22 protein-coding genes are annotated in these 24,530 nt (G+C 59.8%); 9 read left to right on the forward strand and 13 right to left on the reverse strand.

Going from position 1 to position 24,530, the window contains the following annotated elements:
* Positions 1-57 precede the first annotated feature (57 nt).
* Positions 58-1,236: a GAF domain-containing sensor histidine kinase gene (locus PSH88_RS23215; RefSeq protein ID WP_305422888.1), complete on the forward strand. Its 1,179-nt coding sequence runs from the start codon at positions 58-60 to the stop codon at positions 1,234-1,236.
* Here PSH88_RS23215 and PSH88_RS23220 read toward each other — a convergent pair.
* Positions 1,233-1,667, reverse strand: coding sequence for a hypothetical protein (locus tag PSH88_RS23220; RefSeq protein ID WP_305422890.1), 435 nt, complete (start codon positions 1,665-1,667; stop codon positions 1,233-1,235). The genes PSH88_RS23215 and PSH88_RS23220 overlap by 4 nt on opposite strands.
* Before the next feature lie 111 nt (positions 1,668-1,778).
* Positions 1,779-3,404 carry a methyl-accepting chemotaxis protein gene (locus PSH88_RS23225; RefSeq protein WP_305483392.1) on the reverse strand — a complete coding sequence of 542 codons (1,626 nt, stop codon included), beginning with the start codon at positions 3,402-3,404 and terminating at the stop codon, positions 1,779-1,781.
* Between the two features lie 275 nt (positions 3,405-3,679).
* Between PSH88_RS23225 and PSH88_RS23230 the strand changes: the two genes are divergently transcribed.
* The 4 genes from PSH88_RS23230 to PSH88_RS23245 all read left to right on the forward strand — a co-directional run bounded on the left by PSH88_RS23230 (position 3,680) and on the right by PSH88_RS23245 (position 8,437).
* Positions 3,680-4,702: a transporter gene (locus tag PSH88_RS23230; RefSeq protein WP_305422891.1), complete on the forward strand. Its 1,023-nt coding sequence runs from the start codon at positions 3,680-3,682 to the stop codon at positions 4,700-4,702.
* A 278-nt stretch (positions 4,703-4,980) separates the two neighbouring features.
* Positions 4,981-6,597 carry an inorganic phosphate transporter gene (locus PSH88_RS23235; RefSeq protein ID WP_305422893.1) on the forward strand — a complete coding sequence of 539 codons (1,617 nt, stop codon included), beginning with the start codon at positions 4,981-4,983 and terminating at the stop codon, positions 6,595-6,597.
* A gap of 254 nt (positions 6,598-6,851) precedes the next feature.
* Positions 6,852-7,718 (forward strand): 2OG-Fe(II) oxygenase family protein, encoded by an 867-nt coding sequence (locus tag PSH88_RS23240; protein WP_007898748.1) that lies wholly within the window; start codon positions 6,852-6,854, stop codon positions 7,716-7,718.
* Entirely contained in the window at positions 7,715-8,437 is a 723-nt protein-coding gene (locus tag PSH88_RS23245) for a TylF/MycF/NovP-related O-methyltransferase (protein WP_007898747.1), read from the forward strand. Before PSH88_RS23240 ends, PSH88_RS23245 begins: the two co-directional genes overlap by 4 nt.
* A 113-nt stretch (positions 8,438-8,550) precedes the next feature.
* On the opposite strand, the gene PSH88_RS23250 is transcribed toward PSH88_RS23245, so the two are convergent.
* Positions 8,551-8,988, reverse strand: coding sequence for a multidrug/biocide efflux PACE transporter (locus PSH88_RS23250; RefSeq protein ID WP_305422894.1), 438 nt, complete (start codon positions 8,986-8,988; stop codon positions 8,551-8,553).
* A gap of 89 nt (positions 8,989-9,077) precedes the next feature.
* On the opposite strand from PSH88_RS23250, the gene PSH88_RS23255 reads away from it, so the two are divergent.
* Positions 9,078-9,932 carry a LysR family transcriptional regulator gene (locus PSH88_RS23255; protein ID WP_305422895.1) on the forward strand — a complete coding sequence of 285 codons (855 nt, stop codon included), beginning with the start codon at positions 9,078-9,080 and terminating at the stop codon, positions 9,930-9,932.
* Positions 9,933-10,071: 139 nt separating this feature from the next.
* On the opposite strand, the gene PSH88_RS23260 is transcribed toward PSH88_RS23255, so the two are convergent.
* The 4 genes from PSH88_RS23260 to PSH88_RS23275 all read right to left on the reverse strand — a co-directional run bounded on the left by PSH88_RS23260 (position 10,072) and on the right by PSH88_RS23275 (position 12,711).
* Positions 10,072-11,307, reverse strand: coding sequence for an RNA polymerase sigma factor (locus tag PSH88_RS23260; protein ID WP_305422896.1), 1,236 nt, complete (start codon positions 11,305-11,307; stop codon positions 10,072-10,074).
* A complete protein-coding gene (locus PSH88_RS23265) occupies positions 11,307-11,798 on the reverse strand; it encodes an SRPBCC family protein (RefSeq protein WP_305422898.1) in 492 nt (163 codons plus the stop codon). Before PSH88_RS23265 ends, PSH88_RS23260 begins: the two co-directional genes overlap by 1 nt.
* Positions 11,799-11,824: 26 nt before the next feature.
* Positions 11,825-12,169, reverse strand: a complete 345-nt coding sequence (locus tag PSH88_RS23270; protein WP_305422899.1) for a YciI family protein — start codon at positions 12,167-12,169, stop codon at positions 11,825-11,827.
* A gap of 116 nt (positions 12,170-12,285) precedes the next feature.
* Positions 12,286-12,711 (reverse strand): YybH family protein, encoded by a 426-nt coding sequence (locus tag PSH88_RS23275; RefSeq protein ID WP_305422900.1) that lies wholly within the window; start codon positions 12,709-12,711, stop codon positions 12,286-12,288.
* A gap of 141 nt (positions 12,712-12,852) precedes the next feature.
* Here PSH88_RS23275 and PSH88_RS23280 point away from each other — a divergent pair, with 141 nt between their 5' ends.
* The 3 genes from PSH88_RS23280 to PSH88_RS23290 all read left to right on the forward strand — a co-directional run bounded on the left by PSH88_RS23280 (position 12,853) and on the right by PSH88_RS23290 (position 15,112).
* The gene (locus PSH88_RS23280; protein ID WP_305422902.1) at positions 12,853-13,338 is read left to right on the forward strand and encodes a GNAT family N-acetyltransferase; all 486 of its coding nucleotides are present in this window, start codon (positions 12,853-12,855) and stop codon (positions 13,336-13,338) included.
* A gap of 18 nt (positions 13,339-13,356) precedes the next feature.
* Positions 13,357-13,962 (forward strand): pyridoxamine 5'-phosphate oxidase family protein, encoded by a 606-nt coding sequence (locus PSH88_RS23285; protein WP_305422904.1) that lies wholly within the window; start codon positions 13,357-13,359, stop codon positions 13,960-13,962.
* Positions 13,963-14,182: 220 nt separating this feature from the next.
* Positions 14,183-15,112, forward strand: a complete 930-nt coding sequence (locus PSH88_RS23290) for a transposase (RefSeq protein ID WP_305421584.1) — start codon at positions 14,183-14,185, stop codon at positions 15,110-15,112.
* Between the two features lie 134 nt (positions 15,113-15,246).
* Here PSH88_RS23290 and PSH88_RS23295 read toward each other — a convergent pair whose 3' ends face one another.
* The 6 genes from PSH88_RS23295 to hrpA form a co-directional block, all read right to left on the reverse strand.
* The gene (locus tag PSH88_RS23295; protein WP_305422905.1) at positions 15,247-16,371 is read right to left on the reverse strand and encodes a GNAT family N-acetyltransferase; all 1,125 of its coding nucleotides are present in this window, start codon (positions 16,369-16,371) and stop codon (positions 15,247-15,249) included.
* 149 nt (positions 16,372-16,520) lie between these two features.
* On the reverse strand, positions 16,521-17,864 hold the full coding sequence (locus PSH88_RS23300; RefSeq protein ID WP_305422907.1) for an OprO/OprP family phosphate-selective porin: 1,344 nt from the start codon (positions 17,862-17,864) through the stop codon (positions 16,521-16,523).
* Positions 17,865-18,095: 231 nt separating this feature from the next.
* Complete coding sequence (locus tag PSH88_RS23305; RefSeq protein WP_305483393.1) at positions 18,096-18,332, reverse strand: anti-sigma factor family protein; 237 nt, start codon at positions 18,330-18,332, stop codon at positions 18,096-18,098.
* Positions 18,326-18,940, reverse strand: coding sequence for an RNA polymerase sigma factor (locus tag PSH88_RS23310; RefSeq protein WP_305422908.1), 615 nt, complete (start codon positions 18,938-18,940; stop codon positions 18,326-18,328). Before PSH88_RS23310 ends, PSH88_RS23305 begins: the two co-directional genes overlap by 7 nt.
* A 205-nt stretch (positions 18,941-19,145) precedes the next feature.
* Positions 19,146-20,267 (reverse strand): beta-ketoacyl-ACP synthase III, encoded by a 1,122-nt coding sequence (locus tag PSH88_RS23315; protein WP_008009866.1) that lies wholly within the window; start codon positions 20,265-20,267, stop codon positions 19,146-19,148.
* A gap of 306 nt (positions 20,268-20,573) precedes the next feature.
* Positions 20,574-24,485 carry an ATP-dependent RNA helicase HrpA gene (hrpA, locus tag PSH88_RS23320; protein ID WP_305422911.1) on the reverse strand — a complete coding sequence of 1,304 codons (3,912 nt, stop codon included), beginning with the start codon at positions 24,483-24,485 and terminating at the stop codon, positions 20,574-20,576.
* Between the last annotated feature and the right edge of the window lie 45 nt (positions 24,486-24,530).

Below are 24,530 nucleotides of genomic sequence, written 5' to 3' on the forward strand. Positions count from 1 at the left end.
CAAGCCCGCTAGAATCCCTCAAAACCATTTGGCATGTTGAGGCAGAGAACCAAGGATATGGGGCAAACAGCGGCAGCAGACATCGCCACAATCAGCCGGATCAGCGCGGTGCCGGCGATGCTTCAGGTGATCAGTGAGTTGACCGGTTTGCGGTTCGCGGCGGTGGCTCGTGTTACCGAAGAAGCCTGGACTGCCTGCGCGGTGCTTGATCGACTGGATTTCGGTTTGGAGGTGGGCGATGAACTCGATCTGATGTCCGCCCTGTGCAACGAAGTCCGCCAAGGCCACCATTCGGTGGTGATCGACCAGGCCAGTGAAGACCCGCTCTACCGCGATCATCACACACCCCGCGCCTATCCATTCGAAAGCTACATTGCCGTCCCGATATTGCGCACCGACGGGCGCTTTTTCGGCACCCTTTTTGCCTTTGATCCCAATCCGGCGCCGCTCAAGTCCAGCACGATCCAGAGCACCATGGAGTCGTTCGCCCGGATGCTGGCGCTACAGATCGAGGCCGAAGAAAACCTGCAACGGAGCGAAGCGGCGCAGATCAAGAAACGCCAAACTGCCGAACTGCGCGAACAGTTCATCGCCGTGCTTGGCCATGACCTGCGCAACCCCTTGTTCGCCATCAGCGCCGGCGCCGAAATGCTCCTGCGCAAAGTCTCTGATCCGGCGAATGAGCAACGGGCCCGGCACATCCTCACCAGCGCCCGACGTGCGACCAAACTGGTGGACGATGTGCTGGACTTCGCGCGGGGGGCACTGGGTCGAGGCATCCCCGTAAACATTGAACCGTGCCCGGATCTGGCGGATGCCTTGCGGCATGTGATTGCCGAGATCCAGAGCATTCACCCTAAACGCATCATTCAGTCGTCGATTGGCGACTTGAGCAACATCCATTGCGATCGCGAACGGGTCACGCAATTGCTATCCAATCTGGTGGCGAACGCCGTTGTCCACGGAGATCCCAATGGCCCGATCGAGGTCAGTGCGCAGGTTGAAGAGGGACACTTTGTGTTGAGCGTGAAGAACCAGGGGCTGATCGCCGAGGATGCGCTGCCACATCTGTTCCAGCCCTACTCGCGACCGGCCGGCGGAACACCGCAGGCCGGCCTCGGGTTGGGGCTGTACATTGCCAGTCAGATTGCGCAGTCCCATGGGGGGCAACTGGAGGTGGTATCGACCGAGCAACAGGGCACGACGTTTACCTTCAGCTTGCCTTCACGGACTTAAGCGGTGGTGCTGACCACCGAACCCGACGTACTGCCCCCCTCATCCTGCAACGCCTGCAACAACGCCGCCGTTACTGTCTGCAACGAAGCCGAAGTGGCCGCAACCTGCGACTGAGCTGCCGCGACGTTCGCAGCTTTAGCTTCGGCGCTGTCCTGCCTGGCTTGGGCTGCTTGCAGTTGTTGCTGTTGTTCCTGCAATTGCTTTTGCAGCTCGGCGAGCTGCTTGCGCAGTTGTTTCACCGTATCGGATTCGCTGCTGCTGGAACTGCTGTCGCTCGACGCAGGTGCACCGCCAGCGGCAACCTTGGTGGTATCACTGGACGCCTCAGCCGTTGCTGCGACAGAGGTGTCTTCAGTGCCGTCGTTAATCGCGACTTTGCTTGAAGAGGTCGACAGGGTCTGGTTGATCGAAACGGAGCTGATGCTGACCATGGGATTTATCCAATGTGGTGTTTGGGTAAATCCGTCATCGACGGGCGCGGCATAAACTTGAGAACGACTGTGTACCGATTAGGTAACCAAACCGATACACAGCCCATTTCACTAGGCGCTCAACCGCGCCGTCACTTCATTCAACTGCCCCGACAAGCCATGCAGATTGTGGCTGGCCGCTTCGGTGCGCTGCACGTTATCCAGGTTGGTGCTGGCGATGCTGGTGATTTCGGTGAGGTTGCGCGAGATGTCTTCGGCCACTGAAGTCTGTTCTTCAGCGGCGGTGGCGATCTGGCGGTTCATGTCGCGAATGGCCTCCACGGCATGGGTGATGCGCTCGAGCATGGCGCCGGCTTGGGTCACTTGCTCGACGCTTTCTTCGCTGCGCGACTGACCACTTTCGATGGCTTGGGCCGCGTCCACCGCACCGGTTTGCACGGTTTGAATGATCTGGTTGATCTCGATGATCGACGCCGCCGTGCGCTGGGCCAGGCTGCGTACTTCATCGGCGACCACCGCAAAACCACGCCCGGCTTCACCGGCACGGGCCGCTTCGATTGCAGCGTTGAGCGCCAGCAGGTTGGTTTGCTCAGCGATGCCGCGAATCACTTCCAGCACTTTACCGATGCGCCCGCTGTCTTCTTCCAGACGACGGATGACCGTGGCGGTATTGGCGATTTCGCCACGCATTTGAGTGATGGTGTGAATGGTGCCCTGCATGACCTTCTCGCCCTGCTGCGCCGACTGATCGGCATCGTCGGCCGCACGTGCCGCTTCGGCTGCGTGACGCGCGACTTCTTGCGCGGTGGCGGACATTTCGTTCATCGCCGTGGCCACTTGATCGGTGCGGTTGAATTGCTCGTTGGTGCCACTGGCCATGAGGCCAGCAATCGAATTCAGCTCACCGCTGGCACTGTCCAGGTCGGACGCACTGCGCTGCAAACGGTTGAAGGTTTCGGCAAGGAAATCGCGCAAGGTGTTGGCGGCCGTGGCCAGGTTGCCCAACTCGTCCTGACGGGTGCTGGCCACGCGCTCGGCGAAGCGCCCTTGGCTGAGTTGTGCCACGTAGTCGATCAGTTTACGGATCGGCTCCACCAGGTTGCGGTTGACCAGCCACAGACTCAACAGGCCAATCAACAGACCCGACACCAGCATCACCACGAGCCCCAGCAACACCGTCTGATCGGCGCCGGCACTGATCAGCTTTGATTGCTCGATGCTCTGCTTGCGCAGTTCGATGACCAGTTCACTCATCTGCTCGCTGGCTGCACGGTCCACGCCTTTGACCGCGTTGTCGCCGGCCGTTGGGTCGGCACCAGCCGCCACGTAGGCATCACGGCCCTTCTGATAGGCCGCACCTAATACACGATGTTCTTCACGCAGGCGTTCGATGCGGGTCTTGAGTTGCGGCTCGATGCCCTTCTGCCCGACCAGTTCACTGAGAATGCCCTGCACGTTGCGCTGACCATCCTCGAATTGCTTCCAGTATTTGTCCAGGTTCGCAGGTTCCTTGCCGCGCAGCAGAACGTTCTTCCACTCCTGAACCTGCACCTTGAATTGCAGGTTGGCTTCATCGATCAGTTGCGAGGTGTGCAACGGGCCTTCGATCAGGTTCGCGTAGTTCTGAACGCCATTGGACAAAAAGTGAAAGCAGGCCAAAGCGATCAGCAACATCGCCAACAGGCTGCCGCTCAACAGGGCGAGAATTTGTGCTCTGAGGGACTTTTGCAAAAACATCGAGTGATATCTCATGGCAGGGATGAAGCACGACTTACAGGCGTGCAAGGTGTCTGGACATCCCTGTCAGCGACGCTGGCTCACGACCAGAATCGCAAGATCGACATCAGCCTCATCGGCGGGCTAGAGCCTTTCTTTAGCCCCTTCCGACCACCGGTAGCAGGCGGATCTTCGGCGTTATCCAACCGTCACAAAACCTTCAAAATACGTTGCGATGATGGGGCTCAAGTGAACCTGTGAAACCTGCGACAGGCGCCTCCTCACAGCGAGACCTCATGAACCACAGCATTGACCAACGCCATCGCGATTCCGACCTGTTCGGCCTGCTTTACGGTTTCAGTTTTCGCCCCGGCGAGCGCGGCCGGGAAATCGATTCGGTCAAGGCGCTGCACTGTCTGCAACAACCGGACGACAGTGATGAATTCCTCTGGCTGCACCTGAACCTGGCCCACGCCGCGTGCGAGCGCTGGATGAAAAGCCATCTGGCATTGCCCGATGAATTTTTCGAGGCGCTGCACGAAGGTTCTCGCTCAACGCGCATCGAGCATGTCGATTCGGCGTTACTGGCGGTGGTCAACGACGTGGTGTTCAACCTCAGCAGCATGGTCTCCTCGGATGTCTCGACGCTGTGGGTCTGTGCCCGCAGTCGGCTGATCATCAGCGCGCGCCTCCAACCGCTGCACTCGGTGGACAAGCTGCGCTCTTCGGTGAAGGCCGGTGAATGCTTTCGCTCGCCGCTGGAATTGCTGGTGCATTTGCTGCGAGATCAGGGCGAAGTGCTGACGCAGATCGTGCGCAAGACCAGCCTCAGCGTCGATCAGATCGAAGATGAATTGCTGTCGTCGCGCCTGTCGACCAACCGGGCTGAGCTGGGCGCCAACCGCCGAGTGCTGGTGCGCCTGCAACGGTTGCTGGCGCTGGAGCCGGGCTCATTGCTGCGCCTGCTCAATCGCCCGCCGCACTGGCTGCAGAAGGAGGACGTCAAGGAGCTGCGCAAGTCCACCGAGGAGTTTGCGCTGATCATCAACGACCTCACGGCCCTCGGTGAACGGATCAAGCTGTTGCAGGAAGAAATCGCCGCCAACCTCAACGAACAGAGCAACCGCACGCTGTTCACCCTGACCGTGGTCACGGTGCTGGCGCTGCCGATCAACATCATTGCCGGCTTCTTTGGCATGAACGTCGGCGGCGTGCCGCTTGCCGGCGATCCGGAGGGGTTCTGGATTCTGGTGGCGCTGGTCGCGACGTTTACCCTGATTGCCGGACGCTGGGCGTTTCGCAAGCGGCGCGATTATTGAATCCTTCGACCCCACCGATACATTGTGGCGAGGGAGCTTGCTCCCGCTGGGTTGCGAAGCGACCCCAAATCCTGCAACCCGATTTCTTCAGATAAAACGAGGTTACCTATTTGACGACTGCTTCGCAGCCGAACGGGAGCAAGCTCCCTCGCCACAGATATTTGCCTGCATTAACTTCTAGCCCTACAAAAAAACCAAACACTGACCCAGCGCAGCCTCACTGTAATATTTAGCAACGATCATGGGCGACACTCCTTCTCTGCTCAGGATTGTCCGGCATGGCTACGCCTTCTTTCACCGCCGCTACACAGGCTCCCGCCAGCGGCGCCAGGCCGCAGTTCGATAAAAAGCCCGGCCTGCTCACCTTCGTGATGTTCTTTGCGGTACTGGGCAGCGGGCTGTTGTTTACCGCCTACAGCCTGATGCACGACATGAGCGAACTGGGCACGGCGATCACCACCTGGACGCCGTTTCTGCTGTTGGGCGTGGCACTGTTGATTGCGTTGGGCTTTGAGTTCGTCAACGGTTTTCACGACACCGCCAATGCCGTGGCAACCGTAATTTACACCCACTCCCTGCCGCCGAATTTCGCCGTGGCCTGGTCCGGGTTCTTCAACTTTCTGGGGGTACTGCTGTCGAGCGGCGCGGTGGCGTTCGGCATCATCGCCCTGCTGCCCGTGGAGCTGATTCTGCAAGTCGGTTCCTCCGCCGGTTTCGCGATGATCTTCGCGCTGTTGATCGCCGCCATCCTGTGGAACCTTGGCACCTGGTGGTTGGGTTTGCCGGCGTCTTCGTCCCACACGCTGATCGGTTCGATCATCGGTGTCGGCGTAGCCAATGCCCTGATGCACGGCCGCGATGGCACCAGTGGCGTGGACTGGGCCCAGGCGACCAAAGTCGGTTACGCGTTGCTGCTGTCGCCGCTGATCGGCTTCGCGTTTGCCGCGCTGTTGCTGCTGGCGTTGCGCGCCTTCGTCAAAAATCGCGCGCTGTACAAGGCGCCGAAGGGCGACACCCCGCCACCGTGGTGGATTCGCGGTATGTTGATTCTGACCTGCACCGGTGTGTCCTTCGCCCACGGTTCCAACGACGGCCAGAAAGGCATGGGCCTGATTATGCTGATCCTGGTGGGCACCTTGCCGATGGCGTATGCGCTGAACCGCACCATGCCGGCGGATCAGGCCTTGCAGTTCGCTGCGGTGGCGGAAGTCACCCAGCAAGCCCTGATGAAAAACTCGCCGCTTCCGGTGCCCGCCGATCCGCGCCCGGTGCTGACCGACTACATGCGCAGCAAGGAAGCCACGCCGCAATTGATCCCCGCCCTCGCCGCACTGGCGGGCCACATCGGGAACGAAGTGAAGGGGTACGGCTCGCTGTCGAAAGTCCCGGCCGAAGCGATGGGCAACGTGCGCAACGACATGTACCTGACCAGCGAAACCATTCGCCTGATGGACAAGAACAAGGTTGGCAACTTCGACGCCGACACCACCGGCAAGCTGCAACTGTTCAAACAACAGATCGACAACGCCACCCGGTTCATTCCGCTGTGGGTGAAGATCGCGGTGGCCATCGCCCTGGGACTGGGCACCATGGTCGGCTGGAAACGCATTGTGGTGACGGTCGGCGAAAAAATCGGCAAGACACACCTGACCTACGCCCAGGGCGCCTCGGCGGAAACCGTGGCGATGTTGACCATCGGCGCTGCCGATATGTTCGGCCTGCCGGTATCGACCACCCACGTATTGTCTTCAGGCGTGGCCGGGACCATGGTCGCCAACGGTGGCGGCTTGCAGATGAAGACCATCCGCAACCTGCTGATGGCCTGGGTGTTGACCTTGCCGGCGGCGATTGTGTTGTCGGGGAGTTTGTATTGGTTGTTCACCAAGCTGTTCTGACCAGCCTAAACACCCAACCCCTGTAGTAGCGAGGCTTGCCCGCGAAGAAGGCACCGCGGTCTACCCCAATGACCGCGTTATCGTTCTTCGCGGGCAGCCTCTCGCGCCTACAGGGATTTTTTTGCCCGGCGAAAGCATTTCGTCGCAAATTCAGAGGATTGCGCCTTCATTGATCCACCACCCGCCGGATTGCACTTCAGTTTGCTAACGTGTGGCCGACTCATAAGAGACTCGATGCATTCAGGAGTGGAATCGTGAATCTGTATATCAATCAGCTTCAGCACAAAGCTGACTTTAAAGAAGCCATCTACGCCGGCGACATCTTCCTGAACACTCAGCTGCGCGCCGCCAAAGAGCTGTGTGCGTTCGCCCAGGAAAGCATCACCGCCGCCTTCGACGGCGAGACCAATCACCAGGCGCTGCACACGCTGATGCCGGTGGAAGAATTCGTGGTACTGGTGACGCGCCTCAAAGGCCAGTTCACCAACAGCCAACGCGCCAAGGACCTGATCCTGTCGTTTATCGACGAGATCGGTGTCGACCCGCGTGAGTACATTTTCGACGTGCCGCGTATTCGCGTGGTGCCGAACTATGACTACCTGCACGCCGGTGTCAGCTACGCTTACAAGCCTCATCGCGACACGTGGTACGGCAGCGTCGATTGCCAGATCAACACCTGGATGCCGGTGCATACCATTCGCCCCGACCAGACCATGATGATCAACGCCGGTTACTTCGACGTGCCCGTGAAGAACACCTCCAGCGAATGGAGCCTCAACGACTGGATCAACAACCAGCGGCACAAGGCCAAGGACAACCTCAAAGAGGAAGTCCGCGTGCACCCGGTGCCGCTGGAGGCGATCAATACCGCGTCTGAAGTGCGCATCGCCGGCAATACCGGCGAGATGCTGATCTTCTCCGGCTCGCATCTGCATGGCACGGTCGCCAATCACACCGAACAAACCCGCTTCAGCGTGGACTTCCGCCTGATGCACCTCGACGACCTCAAGCACAAGCGCGGCGCGATCAACGTCGACAGCGCCTGCCCTGACGTCGGCGCCGGCTTCAAAGACTATTTTCACGCCCACGACTTTTCGAATTTCCAAGGAATCGACCAATGACCAAGCGTCGCATCACGCCTGCCGAGGCCCAGTACAACGAAACCCGTGCCAACGTCCTGAAACGGGTCGATGCCGAGTACGTGGCCGACGCACCGTTCGTCTTCGCCAACCGTATCGGCGTGACCGCTGCTCTGTCGCGCATGGAGCTGTTCAAGAAAGTCGCCGAAATCCCGGGCGCGATCATTGAGTGCGGCGTGTACAAGGGCAACTCGTTGATGCTCTACATGCACCTGTCGATGATCCTGGAACCCTACGCGATCAACCGTTCGATTATCGGCTTCGACACCTTCGAAGGCTTCCAGAGCATCGACAAAAAAGAAGACCCGGCAGACGTGAACGAGACCATGTTCTCCGACACCGACCAGTCGCTGATCCAGGACATGATCGACGCCAACGACTTGCTGCGCCCGGTCAACCGTATCCCGCGCTGTGAGCTGGTCAAAGGCGACATCGTCAAGACCGTGCCGGAGTGGGTCCAGACCCGTCCAGACTTGGTGGTGGCGATGCTGATCCTCGACACCGATCTGTACGAATCGACCAAAGTCGCTTTGGAAACTTTCCTGCCGTACATGCCAAAAGGCGCGATCGTAGTACTGGACGAAGTGGCTTATCGCAACTTCCCTGGTGAAACCAAAGCCCTGCGCGAAGTGCTCGACCTGAACAAAATCGAACTCAAACGCCTGCCGTTTGATTCGTGTGTAGGCTACTTCCACGTCTAACCCATCCCCCCTTTGTAGGAGCGAGGCTTGCCCGCGAAGAAGGCACCGCGGTCTACCCGAATGACCGCGTTATCGTTCTTCGCGGGCAAGCCTCGCTCCTGCAAAGGCGGGTTTTACGCTTCGCAAGCCCTGCGCACCAACAGCCGCTCACGCACCACGTCGTAACCCCAGTGGTAGACGTAGGTGTAGGGCAGGAAAAACAGCAGCACGCCGATGTCCAGCAGGAACGCCTGCCACAGGCTGACCTTCAGCCACCAGGCAATCAACGGCACGCCAAACGCCACCAGACCTCCTTCGAACAACAGCGCATGCACCACGCGGACCCACGCGTTATGCACAATAGCAAAGCGCTTGAGCAACCGGTCGAACACGCCGTTGAAGACCACGTTCCAGGCGAGGGCAAGGGCTGCAATGGCCATGGTTACCGCGCCCATTTCCAGCATGGGTTTTTCCATGACCCAGGCCAGTAGCGGGGTACAGATCAATATCGCCAGCAGTTCGAAACCGATGGCCTGGAAAATTCGTTCAGTGATGGATTTGTTGGCGTTCATGACCAGACTCCCTGAGTGACTATGGTTGCCATGATCTGTCATCGCACCGATACTTCATAACCAATAACCATCGATCAAGGCGATAGTTCATGGCATCCCACGAAGTGCTGCTGGCGTTTGTCCAGGCGGCGACTCAAGGCTCGTTTTCCGCCGCGGCGCGCAAGCTCGGTCGCAGTCAGTCGACCATCAGCGCCGCAGTGGCCAGCCTGGAAATCGACCTGAACCTTGCCCTGTTCGACCGCAGCAGTCGCAAGCCGAGCCTGACCCCGGCCGGGCACGTCATGCTGCAACGGGCCGAGGAGATTCTGGCCGCCACCAGCCGTCTGGAAATGACCGCCAGCCAACTGTCCCAAGGCGTCGAGCCGAAGCTGACCGTGGCGATTTCCGATACCTACCAGTCCGACCGCTTCGAAGCGGCGCTCAGTGCTTTCGAGCAGCGTTATCCAGACCTGGAGCTTGAATGCTTGATCGCCGAATGCGATGACCTGGTGGCGCTGGTGCAACGCGGTCGAGCGCACGTCGCCTTCGCCGAGATGCAAGACAGCTACCCACCCGACCTGGTCAATTCGACGGTGGACGAGCGCACGGAAATCGCCCTGTTCGTGTCCCATGCTCACCCGTTGGCGAAGCTGAAGGGAATCGATCAAGACGTGCTGCAACAGCACCGCGAACTGCGTCTGGCGACGATCGTCAATCCGTATGAAAGCCGGGCGAAGGGGCGCGTCTGGTCGGCGCCGAGCTATTTGATGCTGCTGGAAATGGCCCAGGGCGGGTTCGGCTGGGCGCCGTTGCCCCGCTGGCTTGTGGGGCGGTTCGGGGCGGGCTCATTGGTGGAGTTGAATGTGCGCGGCTGGCCGAAACCGGTGTGCGTCGATGCGCTGTGGTCGCGCCTGCACCCGCCTGGGCCGGCGGGGAGTTGGTTATTGAGCAAGATGCTGGAGTGAAGGTCCTGCGGCCCTTATCGCGGGCTAGCCTCGCTCCCACAGGGTTCTGTGTCGGACGCAGATTTTGCGCATATCATCAATCCACTGTGGGAGCGGGCTTGCCCGCGATGGGGCCCGCTGCCGCACCGCACATCCATGATCACTCCAACGCTTGGAGCCGCCCCTCGATAAACCGCCGCTCCGGCACCTGCTGCGTCAATTCCAGCGCCCGCTCGTACGCCGCCCGCGCCTCTTCCACCCTTCCCAACTGCCGGTAAAACTCCGCCCGCGCCGAGTGCGCGAGGTGGTAATCCAGCAACTCGCCCCGCGCCAGAATCCCGTCAATCAACGTCAACCCGGCCAACGGGCCATCGCGCTTGGCCAGCGCCGCCGCGCGGTTGAGTTCGATCACCGGCGACGGCACGGCCCGCAGCAGCACATCATACAAACCGACAATCTGCGGCCAGTCCGTCTCCGCCGCCGTCGGCGCTTCGGCGTGCACCGCAGCAATCGCCGCTTGCAGGCAATAAGGCCCGAAACGCCGCGTCGTCAGCGCCTGCTCCACCAGTGCACAGCCTTCGGCAATCAGCTCGGCGTCCCACAGCGAGCGATCCTGTTCATCCAGCACAATCAGTTCACCGCTCGGTGAAGTCCTGGCCGGGCGCCGGGACTCATGCAACAGCATCAGCGCCAGCAGCCCCATCACCTCGGGTTCGGGTAGCAATTGCATCAACAACCGACCGAGACGAATCGCTTCACGCGTCAGGTCTTCGCGGGTCAATTCGTTGCCGATAGATGCCGAGTAGCCTTCGTTGAACACCAGGTAAATCACCCGCAGCACGCTGTCGAGACGTTCAGGCAGTTCCGTCAGGGTGGGCACTTGGTAAGGGATTTTCGCGTCACGAATCTTGGCTTTGGCCCGCACGATGCGCTGGGCGATGGTGGCCGGTGCCGAGAGAAAGGCCCGGGCGATTTCTTCTGTGGTCAGGTCGCAGACTTCACGCAGGGTCAGCGGCACTTGCGCGTCCGCCGCCAGTGCCGGGTGACAACAGGTGAAAATCAGCCGCAAGCGATCGTCTTCCACATCTTCATCACTCCAGTCAGCCTGCTCCAGCTCTTGCAGTTGAGCGAGCAACATCGGCCGGGACGCGTTAAAACGCGCGCGCCGGCGCAACACATCGATGGCCTTGAAGCGGCCGGTGGACACCAGCCAGGTGCGCGGATTGTCCGGCACACCATCACGCTGCCAGCGTTCGACCGCGACGAAGAACGCCTCGTGCAGCGCTTCTTCGGCGAGGTCGAAATCGCCGAGCAGACGGATCAGGGTCGCCAGAATCCGCCGCGAGTCTTCGCGGTAGACCTGCTCGACTCGCGCCCGTACCGACTCGCCAGGCATCAGTCCGGCATGCCTTCAGTCACCAGCGTCTCCAGCCGATCAAGGCTTTGCCCCCAACCGTCATGAAACCCCATGGCCTCGTGCGCCTGACGATCTTCTTCGTTCCAGTGCATGGCGCGAGCGGTATAGAGGGTTTTACCGTCCCGCTCTTCGAGCGTCACTTCGGCGGTCATGAACGGCTTGCCGGTGGGAATCCAGCCGGGAAGAAAAGCGTCGGTGAACACCAGACGCTCCGGGGCGACGATCTCCAGAAACACGCCCATGGTCGGGTACTCGGAGCCATCCGGCGCCCGCATCAGGGTGCGAAACTGACCGCCCACCCATAGGTCCATTTCGCACTCGGGCGTGGTCATGCCGTGAGGCCCCCACCATTGGGCGAGCAGCGCGGGTTCAGTCCAGGCGCGGAAGATTTTGCGGCGCGGCGCATCGATCAGGCGACTGATGGACAGCTCGAATTTGGCCGGTTTTCGCTGGACGGATTGCGGACTCATGCAAGAACTCCTGTTGTGATTGTTATTCAGGGATTCAACTGGCGAACGGGCCGCACCTCGACACAGCCGACCCGGGCCGCCGGGATGTTGCCGGCGACCTGGATGGCTTCATTGAGGTCCTTGGCATCGATCAGGTAGAAGCCGGCCAACTGCTCCTTGGTTTCAGCGAACGGGCCATCGGTAACCGACATTTTTCCGTTGCGCATGCGCACGGTGGTTGCGGTCTGTACCGACTCCAGCGCTTCGGCGGCGATCATCCTGCCGCTGCCCTGGATCGACTCGGCGTAGGCCATGCACTCGGCGTCTTTGGGGCTTTCGGGCAGCGAGTGCAACTCGTGCTCGTTGCTGTAGACCAGGCATAGATACTTCATGGGGACTCTCCATTCTTTAAGGCTCTCCATCTCTTGGAGCTTTGCCCTGATCGAACTGATCAACTATGGCTGCAGATTGATGCTATGGCGCTGCTTTCCGATAAACAGCCCGACCATCAGGGTTTCAGGTCGAACAGCGCCGCGCCGCTCGTCATGTCGAACGGCGCCGACCAGTGTTCGTGGACGATCTGCCAGAGCCCCGCTTCCTGCCGATAGCACGCGGTGACGCGCATCCAGCAGGCCTGGGTTTCACCTTTTTCATTGGTGCCGCCGCAATGCGCCAGCCAGTGAGCGAAAGCGATCTCCTGCGACGGCACGATGTCGATCTCGTGGAACTCGAAAATGTGCGGGCCCGGGCACATCTCCATGCATTCCTGCCAATGCGCACGGTAGGCCGCCTTGCCCTTGAATTGCAGGGCTTTGACGGCATCGAAGGAGACAATGTCATCGGCGTACAGGGCCATGACCTTTTCCACATCCTTGGCGATGACCGCCTGGCGGTAGTTCTCGATCAGGTTATGGATTTGTGTCTGAGCATTCATGATGGTTCTCCGTGGTTTTTTTGTTGAAGACACCCTTAGTCGTCTGGCGAACAGCCAAATCGACCACCGAAATAAAAATAATCCATGGGAGCAAATTCGCTAGAATCCGAGGCTCAATTCCGTTGGAAAAAGGACACTCCAGTGACTGCCCGACTCGTGCCTTACGAAAGCCTGAACGCCCTGCAGCGCCAACAGGTCGAGGCCATCGAAATCAACGCCGAACAAATCAGGTTCTCTGGCGACATTCATGGTGCGTTGCACACTTTGCTGTCCAAGCCTGGCCCTGGCGTCAAAGGCTTTGCGCTACTGGTGGAGGATGCTCCGGTGGCCTTCCTGCTACTCAAGCGCCCGCCGGTACTGCCGGCCTGGGCCGACGAACACAGCGCCACCCTGCACGCCCTGCAGGTCGATCGCCGCGCCCAGGGCAAAGGCTATGGCAAGGCCTGCCTGCAAGCCCTGCCCGAGGTTGCGCGCCAGGCCTGGCCGGAAATCAAAGGGCTCGAGTTGTCGGTGGATGCAGACAATGAGTCGGCCATCGCGCTGTATGCCAAATATGGCTTTGTCGACAGCGGCGAAGCGTACAAAGGCCGGATCGGTTACGAACGACGGATGGGGCTGGTTTTCTGATTCGTAGAGGGATGAACGATGTTGAATTCAATCGAAGCGCTGGAAGCGATCTACGGCCTGCCCCATGACCGCGCGGTGCGCAAGCAGATCCCGTTTCTGAACGAGGACTATCAGGCGATGGTCCGCGCCTCGCCCCTGGTGATTATCAGCTCGGTCGGCCCCGACGGCATGGACGGCTCACCGCGTGGCGATACGCCGGGTTTCGTGCGGATCATCGATGAGCGCACGCTGGCGATCCCGGATCGACCGGGCAACAACCGCATCGACACGCTGCGCAATGTCGTGCTCGACTCACGGGTATCGCTGTTGTTCATCATTCCAGGGATTGGCGAGACGTTGCGGGTTAATGGCACGGCGCAGATCAGCGCCGAACCCGCATTGCTGGAGAGTTTTGCCGTTAACGGCAAACCGGCGCGCACGGTGATGCTGGTGACGGTGCAAGCGGCGTATTTTCACTGCTCGAAAGCGATAGTGCGTTCGGATTTGTGGAACCCGCACAAACACCTCGAACGCTCTGCCCTGCCGACCGCCGGGGCGTTTCACAAGCGCCTGAACGATGGGCAGTTCGATGCCGAGACGTATGACCGGGAAGCACCGGCGAGAGTGCGGGACAGTCTCTACTGATCACCCGCTTGTGTCTTGCGCAGGACTTAGACTGAAGATGAGAGCGGTGAGTGGCAAGCTGAACGCCCGGAGTGCTAGCAGCACGTGTGGGAGCCCATGCTGCCATTCACCTCTCCACTCTGGTTATTGAGCCCGAACAGTTGAACGAGCCGACCTCGAACATTACAAGCGTGGAGCCCAACCAGAGCGCTCTCATTTATGAGTGTAAGAGGGTTTAGCCATGTTTTCCTGCGCAGGCATTGATGTTTCCAAAGACAGTCTGGAAGTCTGGATTAATTCGCAAGGCATTGGTGCGAGTTTTCCGAACAGCGCCAGTGGTTTCCCGGTGCTGATTGATTGGTTAAAAGGCTTCGAAGTCACCCGCGTGTTACTGGAAGCCACCGGTGGCTACGAGCGGGGGCCCATGAAGGTGCTTCAAAGGGGCGGCTTTGACGTCTTACGAATCAATCCTCGTCGGGCGAAAGATTTTGCCAAGGCAATGGGTTATCGCGCTAAAACAGACGCGATAGATGCGCGGCTTCTCGCCGAATTTGCAACGATTATAAAGGACGCCGATAGCCGTATCACCAGCGCCGAACAGGACAATTTGCGTGCGCTGGTACAGCAACGCGAAAACTTTGTTCAGCAGCAAAGTGACGACAGGCGGCGTATCAAAACGGCTTCTGTCGACTCGATAAAACCCTTGTTGCAAAGCCATATCGACTATTTAGATCAGGCAATAAAGTCGATAGAACAGCTGATCTGCCAAAGCGCCAAAGACCTGGACAGTGAAAAAATTGCCCGCTTGCGCTCGGTTAAGGGACTAGGGCTCGTGACCGCAGCCAGCATCATGGCCTACCTGCCTGAGCTGGGAGAGGTTGGACGGCACGAGATCGCAGCACTGGCAGGGATCGCCCCTTACAACGACGACAGCGGCAACCACGAAGGGCCTCGTCATATAAGCGGTGGCCGATTTGCCGTGCGACGTGCGATGTACATGGCCAGTTGGGCTGTGATTTTGCGACAACCCGAGTTCAAAGCCCGATATGACGCGCTTCGCCTGAGAGGTAAATGCGCGAAAGTGGCGCTGATCGCCTGCATGCGGGTGTTGTTGATAAGGCTGAACGCGATGATCCGTGACCAAACTGAGTGGAGAGAGCAGGCAGCCTAAACAGACTGCTTGCTCATTTGGGAAATCACATGGTTTGAGACTGTGGAAGTTCGGCTGCCCTTTGATCAAACTTCAAAATAAAAGACATCAAGACAGTTGCTCCCACATTAGATTTTCGATAACCGTCACGAAGATCAGCCTTGTCGGTAGGGCAAGGCAGTCTTCGCCTCTTCTACATACCCCATGACCCCGACCCGCTCACGCTCAAGGAAGTCTTTCACCGCCGACTTCAAGCCCGGGTGGCGCAGGTAATGCCAGGAATGGGTGATCACCGGTTCGAACCCGCGAATCAACTTGTGCTCGCCCTGAGCGCCAGCGTCGAAACGTTGAAAGCCGTTGGCGATCGCGTAGTCCATGCCTTGATAGAAACAGGTCTCGAAATGCAGGCGATCGAACTCCGCGAGGCAGCCCCAGTAACGGCCATAGAAGCTGTCGCCCCCGACCAGACTGAAGGCCATGGCCACCGGTCGTGAGCCTTGTTTGGCCAGCACCACACGAATCGACTCCGGCATACGCTCGGCCAGCAGACTGAAAAATTCCCGCGTCAGATACGGCGCTTGCCGACGCACCGCGTAGGTATTGGCGTAGCAGGCATACACAAAGTCCCACTGCGCCTGGTCCAGTTGTCGTCCTTCCAGCCATTCGAAATCGATACCCTGCCCGGCCACTTGCTCACGCTCTTTGCGCATTTGCTTGCGCTTGCGCGAACTGAGGGCGTCGAGGAAGTCCTGAAAATCCCGATAGCCGCGGTTCTGCCAGTGGTACTGACAGCCAATGCGCTGCAACCAGCCTGGCTGCTGGGCCAGCGCGGCGTCGGTGAACGGATCGGTGAAGTTGATGTGAGCACTGGAAAGCTCTTCGATCTCCAGATAGCCCGGCAGGCTCTGCAGGAGTTCGAAACCATCCTCGATCGTCGCCGCCAGCAATCGTGGCCCGCTGACCGGGCTGAACGGCACCGCCGTCAACAGCTTGGGGTAGTAGTCGATGCCGGCACGCTCACAGGCTTCGGCCCAGGCATGGTCGAACACGTACTCGCCGTAGGAATGCCATTTGCGGTAACTGGGCAGCGCGGCGATCAGGCGATCGCCTTCAACATGCAGCAGATGCTCGGGCTGCCAGCCGGAATGCGGGCCGAGGCTGGCGCTGTCTTCCAGCGCACTCAAAAAGGCATGGCGCAGAAACGGCTGAGTTGCCGGCACCAGCGCGTCCCAGGTGTGCGGCGCGATTTCGGACAGACGTTCCAGACGTTGCAGCGGCATCAGTATCCCCGACCATCATTTTCTACAGATGGGACGAGTATCGCCTATCTGATTGCCTAATCCGAAACAAAAAAAACCCCGCCGAAGCGGGGTTAAACGAGCGGAGCTTTAACGGATGAAGAAAGAGCTCGTACAGGATTTACTGCGGTTTAGAACACGTATTGAGCGCGGACCACGAAACCGTCACCGCTGTCATCACCTGTACGACGTGCCGGGGTAGTACCGCTGGCAGCAGTGGCATTGGTCACGTTGTCAGTCTTGGCCTTGAGGTAGGCGCCAGTGATTTTCACCGCTTCGTTGGCGTACCAGTTGACACCCAGGGTGTGCACTTGGGCTTCGGCATCGCCGACATCGCGGGTCAGGCTGGCGGTGGTGATGTTGTCGTCTTCGACGGTCAGGCTGTCGTACCGATAGAACAGCTCCCAGGCACCGATCGACTTGTTGGCTGGCTTGATCGCATCGAACTTGCCGACTTTATAGCCACGGGCTTCGCCGGTGAGGGTGTAGGCACCCTGGACGTAGAAACCGTGACCCTTGATGTCTTCACGGCTGCTGTCATCGGCCTTGGTCTTGCGGGCGATGTATTCACCCTGGATCGAGGCAGGGCCCATGGCGAATGCAGCTTCCAGGCCGTAAGCGTCGTCACGGTCATAGGAGCCGGCAGGCGAAGTGGAACTGCCGCCCAGCACCGGACGGTTGCCGTTGGTGCCGGCATCGTTGCCGCCGAGGGTTTCGACGCCACGCATGCCCATGCGGGTGCGATAACGCGAATCGAAGGCGGTGTCGGAGACGTCACGGGAAGCCACGTTCACACCGAAGTGCAGCACGTTGCCGGCGTCATGCATCGGGGCGAATACAAAGCGACCGTTGACCTGTTTAACACTGTTGCCATCGGTATCGTCGGTGTCTTTGCTGAACACGCCGGCAGAAGCGTAGAACGAATCAGCGAAGGTGCTGGAGGCTTGCAGGCCCAGACCATTCTGGTGGCTGTTCGCCCAATCGACCATGTCGTACGCCATGTTGCGTTCTGGCGCAGTGACCCACTTGGAGCTGGTAGCTTTTTCCAGGCCGAAGTCCGGGTCGAAACGACCGACTTTGATCGAGACCGGTTTGAAGCCGTTGTAGGCCAACGACGCTTCGTCGAAGTAACCGTTGTCGGAGTCACCGCTGTTGTGGGAGAAATCGTAGTTGATGGTGTAAGCCCAATCCGTGTACAGCACACCCGACAGCTCCAGGAAGCCACGACGGATGTAGGCCGCGTCGGCGGTATCGCCGTTTCTGGTGTAGACGCCATCGAACTGGCTGTAGTCAGCCTGCAAGCGACCGCCGAGTTTGAAGCTGAATTCTTTATCGGTGGTGGCGACTTCAAGGCCGCCCTTGGTTTTGACTACGATATCGGCGCCGTCAGTGGTGACGGTGCCAGCGAAAGCCTGGGCGGTTACTGCCATGGCCAATGCGCTGGCGGCAAAACCGGCGAAGTGCTTACGGATCATCGAAGAGTTCCCCTAATTGGTGGTCTGTAGCTTGGAAACACGCGGGTCTGGCCCGCTTGTGTTGGGAGGGAATCTTGGGGGCGGGGTATTTCAGCCGGGTTGCTGATAGATAAAGATTTTATGACAGGGGAACTTTTTTACTTCGAATCGAAATAACAGAAGAGCAGCCACAGGAGATGAGCTGCAAGCCGCAAGCTAGAGCGGCTGAAGGGGTGTAATACGGGCGGGAAACTACGATTTTTTCTTCAGATGCTCGTTGGCAAGCCGTTCAGCCAGCGCATCCAGATCAGCTACAGGCGGCTCGGGCATCACCTTCAGGGTGGCCTGCATCAAGCGCATCTGCCGAATGAACCGCCGGCAATTGGGGCAGAACATCAAATGATGCCGCACCATCAATCGCTCACGAAAACTCAACTGCCCATCCAGATAATCACTGGAGCGCGCCACTTGTTCCTTGCAGGTCAACATTCGCCGGTTTCCTCAAAATGCTCCACGGTCGCAAAGACCTTCAACCGTGCCCGATGCAGCAGCACACGAACATTGGAGAGCGAGATCTCCAGAAGATTACAGATCTCCTCCAGCTCCAACCCCTGTCGCTCGCGTAACAGCAATACACTGCTTTGCAGTTCCGACAGGCTGAGCAACGTGTGCTCCAGGCATTCGCGCAGCTCGCTTTCGGTCAACAGGGCCTCTGGCGTGTCCTGATGCCAGGCGTACGGCGCCACCAGCCAATGACCATCACTCGATGAAAAACGATCGTCATCGAGCGTGCCGTGAGGCGATGGCAGGTCATCGAGCAGCACTTCCCGACGGTTTTGTTTGTAGCGGCTCTTGGCCGAGTTGGCGGTGATGGTCAGCAGCCAGGTCTTGAGGCTCGACCGCCCCTCGAACCCGCCGAGATTGCGCACCACCGACAGCCAGGCATCCTGCACCACTTCGTCGACGTGTCGGTTACCGACGATGGCATAGGCCACCGCGCGCATCGCGCTCTGGTAAGTGCTGACCAGTTCCTTGAAAGCCCTCTGCTCGCCCGCCAGCAGGCGTTCGAGCAATAGGGTGTCGTCAGCTGCGGCCATGCAAACCTCGTTTCAGAACCATCGGTATTGTGGCGTCGGACAACATTGTGGGAGCGGGCTTGCTCGCGAAGAGGGAGTGTCAGTCGACATGAATGTTGCCTGATACATCGCCTTCGCGAGCAAGTCGAATCGTCGCACCGCCGCTCCCACAGGTTCCGCGCCTTAACTGAGAATGGCATTGGGACAATGCCACCTCGCGACAGCTTCAGCGCTTGCGCAGAATCACGCTACCGATCGAATAGCCAGCGCCGAACGAGCTGAGTACGGCCAGCGAACCGCTGACCAGATCGTCCTGATTTTTGTGAAACGAAATCACCGAACCGGCAGAACTGGTGTTGGCATAGGTGTCGAGAATCACCGGGGCTTCTTCTTCGGTGGCTTCGCGGCCCAACAGCTTCTTGACGATCAGGTGGTTCATGCTGAGGTTGGCCTGGTGCAGCCAGAAGCGCTTCACGTCGCTGACGTTGAGCTGGTTTTCTTCCAGGTGCGTGGCGATCAGCTCGGCGACCATCGGGCAGACATCGCGGAACACCTTGCGGCCTTCCTGGACGAACAGTTTGTCGGGGGCACCGATGCCCTCTTCCGCGGCGCGGTTGAGGAAGCCGAAGTTGTTGCGGATGTTGTTGGAGAACTTGGTCAGCAGTTTGGTGCTGACCACGTCGAACTGGTACTTGGACGTCGCGAGATCCGCACGTTCGATGATCACCGCCGTGGCGGCGTCGCCGAAGATGAAGTGACTGTCGCGGTCACGGAAATTCAGGTGGCCGGTGCAGACTTCCGGGTTGACCATCAGGATCGCGCGGGCCTGGCCCAGTTGCACGCTGTTGGCCGCAGCCTGGATGCCGAAGGTCGCCGAGGAGCACGCCACGTTCATGTCGAAACCGAAACCCTGGATGCCCAGCGCTTCCTGAACTTCGATGGCGATGGCCGGGTAGGCGCGTTGCAGGTTGGAGCAGGCGACGATCACACCGTCGATGTCAGCGGCGGTCTTGCCAGCACGCTGCAAGGCTTGTTCGGCCGCGCCGATGGCCATCTGGCAAAGCACCGACCACTCGTCGTTGGAACGTTCTGGCAGGCGTGGCGCCATGCGCTGCGGGTCGAGGATGCCGTCCTTGTCCATGACAAAGCGGCTTTTGATGCCGGACGCTTTTTCGATAAACGCGGCGCTGGATTCGGTCAATGCCTGGATTTCGCCGCGCGCGATGGCTTCGGCGTTGTCGGCGTTGAACAGCGCGACGTAAGCGTTGAAAGACTGCACCAGCTCTTCATTGGAAATGCTGTTGGCCGGGGTGTACAGGCCGGTGCCGCTGATGACGACGTTATGCATGGTCGTTTCTCTAATCCGTTCAGGCAGAAAGCGCTGGCACCGACGTACCAACACACAAAGGGTCTATTCCAGGTCCGGACGCAAACCTGGCATCGCTTTATTCCGATCCGCCCGGCCCGTGAAGGCTCAAAACCGCGGGGCTGGCGTTTATAGGCGCGAAGTTTGCCATAAACGCTGGCTTTTGGCGCCTTTTGCAAGCGCAACAGCGTACCTGTGGGAGCGGGCTTGCCCGCGATGAGGCCATCACATCCAACATTTATATCGAATCGCAGGCCGCCATCGCGGGCAAGCCCGCTCCCACAGGGTTTAGGGCTCGACTTGTGTCCATTGCTTGTTCAGGCGCTTGTCGGAGATCGGCACCTTGGTCCCCAATTGCTGCGCGAACAGCGAGACCCGGTATTCCTCCAGCCACCAGCGATAGAGCTCCAGCTGCGGATCGCGCTTGCCCTCCTGGGCATGTTTGTTGGCGCGGGTCTGGTATTGCGTCCAGAGGCCGGACAATTCGCCGCTCCAGACCCGGTCCCTTTGCACCTGAGCGCCGATTTTCTCGAAACGCTGCTCGACGGCCTTGAGGTAACGCGGCAGTTCCTTGAGCCACGGCATCGGCGTTTCACGCACGAACCCCGGATACACCAGATGGCTGAGCTGCTGCTTGATGTCGTTCAAGGCCACGGCTTGCGCCAGGTCGATCTTGCCCTTGAAGCGTTTCTGCAGGCCGTGCCACAGCTTGAGAATCTCCAGGGTCAGCTTGGCCAACCGTTCAGCGTGCTCGGTCCAGCCGCCGCGTTTGCGTTCGGCCAGCGACGCCAGCCCGGCGCCATCGCGTGGCAATGGGTCTTCGCCGTCGAGAATGCAGCTGTCGAGACTGGCCAGCAGAATGTCTTCCACCAGACTGTCGATGCGCCCCAGTTCGCGGTACATCAGGCCCAACTCGGTCAGCCCCGGCAACTTGCCGCGCAGGAACTTCGCCGGTTCCGCCAACTGCTGCATCAGCAAACGCTGCAAGGCCCGGCGATGCTGGAACTCGGCTTCGGCCGGGGTCGAGAATCGACCTTCCTTGACGGTGCCGCTTTCTTCCACCAGCGCCGGATACACCGTCATCGATAGCCCGGCGATTTTTTGCTGGGTTTTTTCCGCCACGGCGGCAAAGACTTTCGGCTCCACCGGCTGTTGGCTCTTCGCCGTTTGCGGCACTGCCAACGCAGCCTGACTGGCCTCGGCAAAGCGTGCGGTCAGCTCGGCCAAGTCACGGCCTTCGCCGAGGAACTTGCCCTGGCCGTCTACGATTTCCAGGTTCATCCGCAAATGACTTTCGACCTGCTGCGAGGCTTCGGCCCAGGCTTCATCGCTGACCCGTGCCCCGGTCATGCGCAGCAACTCGCGCCCCAGGGCCAGAGGCAATGAGCCCTCGGCAAACGTGATGCGCTGCAAGGCGGCTTTGATGAAGTCCGGCACCGGCACGAAATTCTTGCGCAGGGCCTTGGGCAGGTTGCGCACCAACGCAATGCACTTGGCCTCGATTACGCCTGGCACCAGCCATTCCAGACGTTCCGGCGGCAGCATCGGCAACAGCGGTGCCGGCACACGCAAGGTCACGCCATCGCGTGGATGGTTGGGTTCGAAGTGATAACTCAGCGCCAGTTCCAGATCGCCGATGTGCAGGGTGTCCGGGTAATGCGCGGCGGTGACTTCGCTGGCTTCGCGGGCCAGCACGTCTTCTTCGCGCATGATCAGCAGCTGCGGATCTTTCTGGCTGTTGACCCGGTACCAACTGTCGAAGGTCGCGGTCTGGTGAATCTCTGCCGGCAGTCGCGCATCGTAGAAGGCGAACAGGGTTTCTTCGTCAGCGAGGATGTCGCGGCGGCGCGCCTTGGCTTCCAGTTCGTCGAGCTGTTCCAACAACTGTGAATTAGCAGACAAGCACTTGGCTTTGGATTGAATCTCACCACGCACCAAAGCTTCGCGGATAAACAACTCGCGGGACACCACCGGGTCGACCGGCCCGTAATGCACCGGCCGGCGTCCGACCACGATCAGCCCGAACAGGGTGATCTGTTCGAAAGCCACAACCTGACCGCGCTTCTTCTCCCAATGGGGTTCGAAGTGGTTTTTCTTGATCAGGTGCCCGGCCAGCGGCTCGATCCAGTCAGCGTCGATCTTGGCGACCATCCGCGCGTAAAGCTTGGTGGTTTCCACCAGTTCGGCGGTCATCAGCCATTGCGGACGCTTCTTGCCCAGGCCCGACGACGGGTGAATCCAGAAGCGTCGCTGACGGGCGCCGAGGTAATCGCCGTCTTCGGTTTTCTGGCCGATCTGGCTGAGCAAACCCGAGAGCACGGCTTTGTGCAGCTTAGGGTAATCCGCCGGCTCTTTGTTGAGGCTCAGCTGCATGTCGCGGCAGATCAGGCTCAACTGGCGATGGGAATCGCGCCACTCGCGCAGGCGCAGGTAATTGAGGAAATTCTTGCGGCACCAGTTGCGCAGCGGACTGGCCGTCAGGGCTTGGCGTTGTTCTTCAAAACCTCGCCACAGATTGACCAGCCCGGCGAAGTCCGAGTCCACGTCTTTCCACTGGGCGTGGGCCTGATCGGCGGCTTGCTGACGCTCCGGCGGACGCTCGCGCGGGTCCTGAATCGACATGGCACTGGCGACGATCAGTACTTCCTGCAAGCTGCCCAGTTTCGCCGCTTCCAGCAGCATGCGGCCCATGCGCGGGTCCACCGGCAGCCGCGCCAATTGCCGACCGAGTGGGGTCAGCTGACTGTTGCGGTCCACCGCCGAGAGTTCTTGCAGCAGGTTGAAACCGTCGCTGATGGCTTTGCCATCCGGCGGCTCGATAAACGGGAAATCGGTGATCTCGCCGAGGCGCAGATGAAGCATCTGCAAAATCACCGCCGCGAGGTTGGTCCGCAGGATTTCCGGGTCGGTGAATTCCGGGCGGCCGATGAAATCTTCTTCGCTGTAGAGGCGGATGCAAATGCCCGGTTCGACCCGCCCGCAACGGCCTTTACGCTGGTTGGCACTGGCCTGGGAAATCGCTTCGATGGGCAGGCGCTGAACCTTGGCGCGGTAGCTGTAACGGCTGATGCGCGCGGTGCCGCTGTCGATCACGTAACGAATGCCCGGCACCGTCAGCGAGGTTTCCGCGACGTTGGTTGCCAGTACGACTCGACGGCCTGGGTGCGACTGGAAAATCCGCTGCTGTTCGGCCGGCGACAGCCGCGCGTACAACGGCAGAATCTCGGTGTGTTTGAGCTGGGCCTTGCGCAGCATGTCGGCGGCGTCACGAATCTCGCGCTCGCCGGGCAGGAACACCAGGACGTCGCCGGGGCTCTTGCGCTCGCTGCGTTCGAACGCGGCAATTTCGTCGAGGGTGGCGAGAATCGCCTGATCCACGGTCAGGTCATCCTCGACACGGTTGCCCTCCTCATCCTGCTCCAGGGTCAGCGGGCGATACCAGGTTTCTACCGGGAAGGTGCGGCCGGAGACTTCGACGATTGGCGCATCGTCGAAGTGCTTGGAAAAACGCTCCAGGTCGATGGTCGCCGAGGTGATGATGACTTTCAGGTCCGGACGACGCGGCAGCAGGGTTTTTAGGTAACCGAGCAGGAAGTCGATGTTCAGGCTGCGCTCGTGGGCTTCGTCGACGATGATCGTGTCGTAGCGTTCGAGGTAGCGGTCGTTCTGGGTTTCCGCCAGCAGAATGCCGTCGGTCATCAGTTTGATCAGGGTGTTGGAATCGCTCTGATCCTCGAACCGCACCTGATAGCCGACCAGCGCGCCCAACGGCGTCGCCAATTCTTCAGCGACCCGGCTCGCCACGCTGCGTGCGGCGATTCGACGGGGCTGGGTGTGACCGATCAGGCCGTGTTGGCCGCGGCCGATTTCCAGGCAGATCTTCGGCAACTGGGTGGTTTTGCCCGACCCGGTTTCGCCGGCAATGATCAGCACCTGATGTTTTAGCAGCGCCGCTTTGATTTCGTCGCGCTTGGCGGCGATTGGCAGGCTGTCGTCGTAACGAATCACCGGCAGGCTGGCGCGCCGCGCCAACACCTGATCGCAGGACGCCTGCGTGCGCGTCACCCACTGAGCCAGTTTGGCCTCGTCAGGTTTTTTGCGCAGCTCAAGCAACTGCCGCCGCAGCCGGTGGCGGTCGGCGAGCATGGCGTGATCGAGGTTTTTCAGCAGTTTGTCGATGGAAGGCGATTCGTCAGTCATCAGGTACGCAAAAGTCGTCTAGTGGCGCAGGGGGCGGATTGTCGC

The sequence above is a fragment of the Pseudomonas wuhanensis genome (assembly GCF_030687395.1).
GTDB lineage: Bacteria > Pseudomonadota > Gammaproteobacteria > Pseudomonadales > Pseudomonadaceae > Aquipseudomonas > Aquipseudomonas wuhanensis.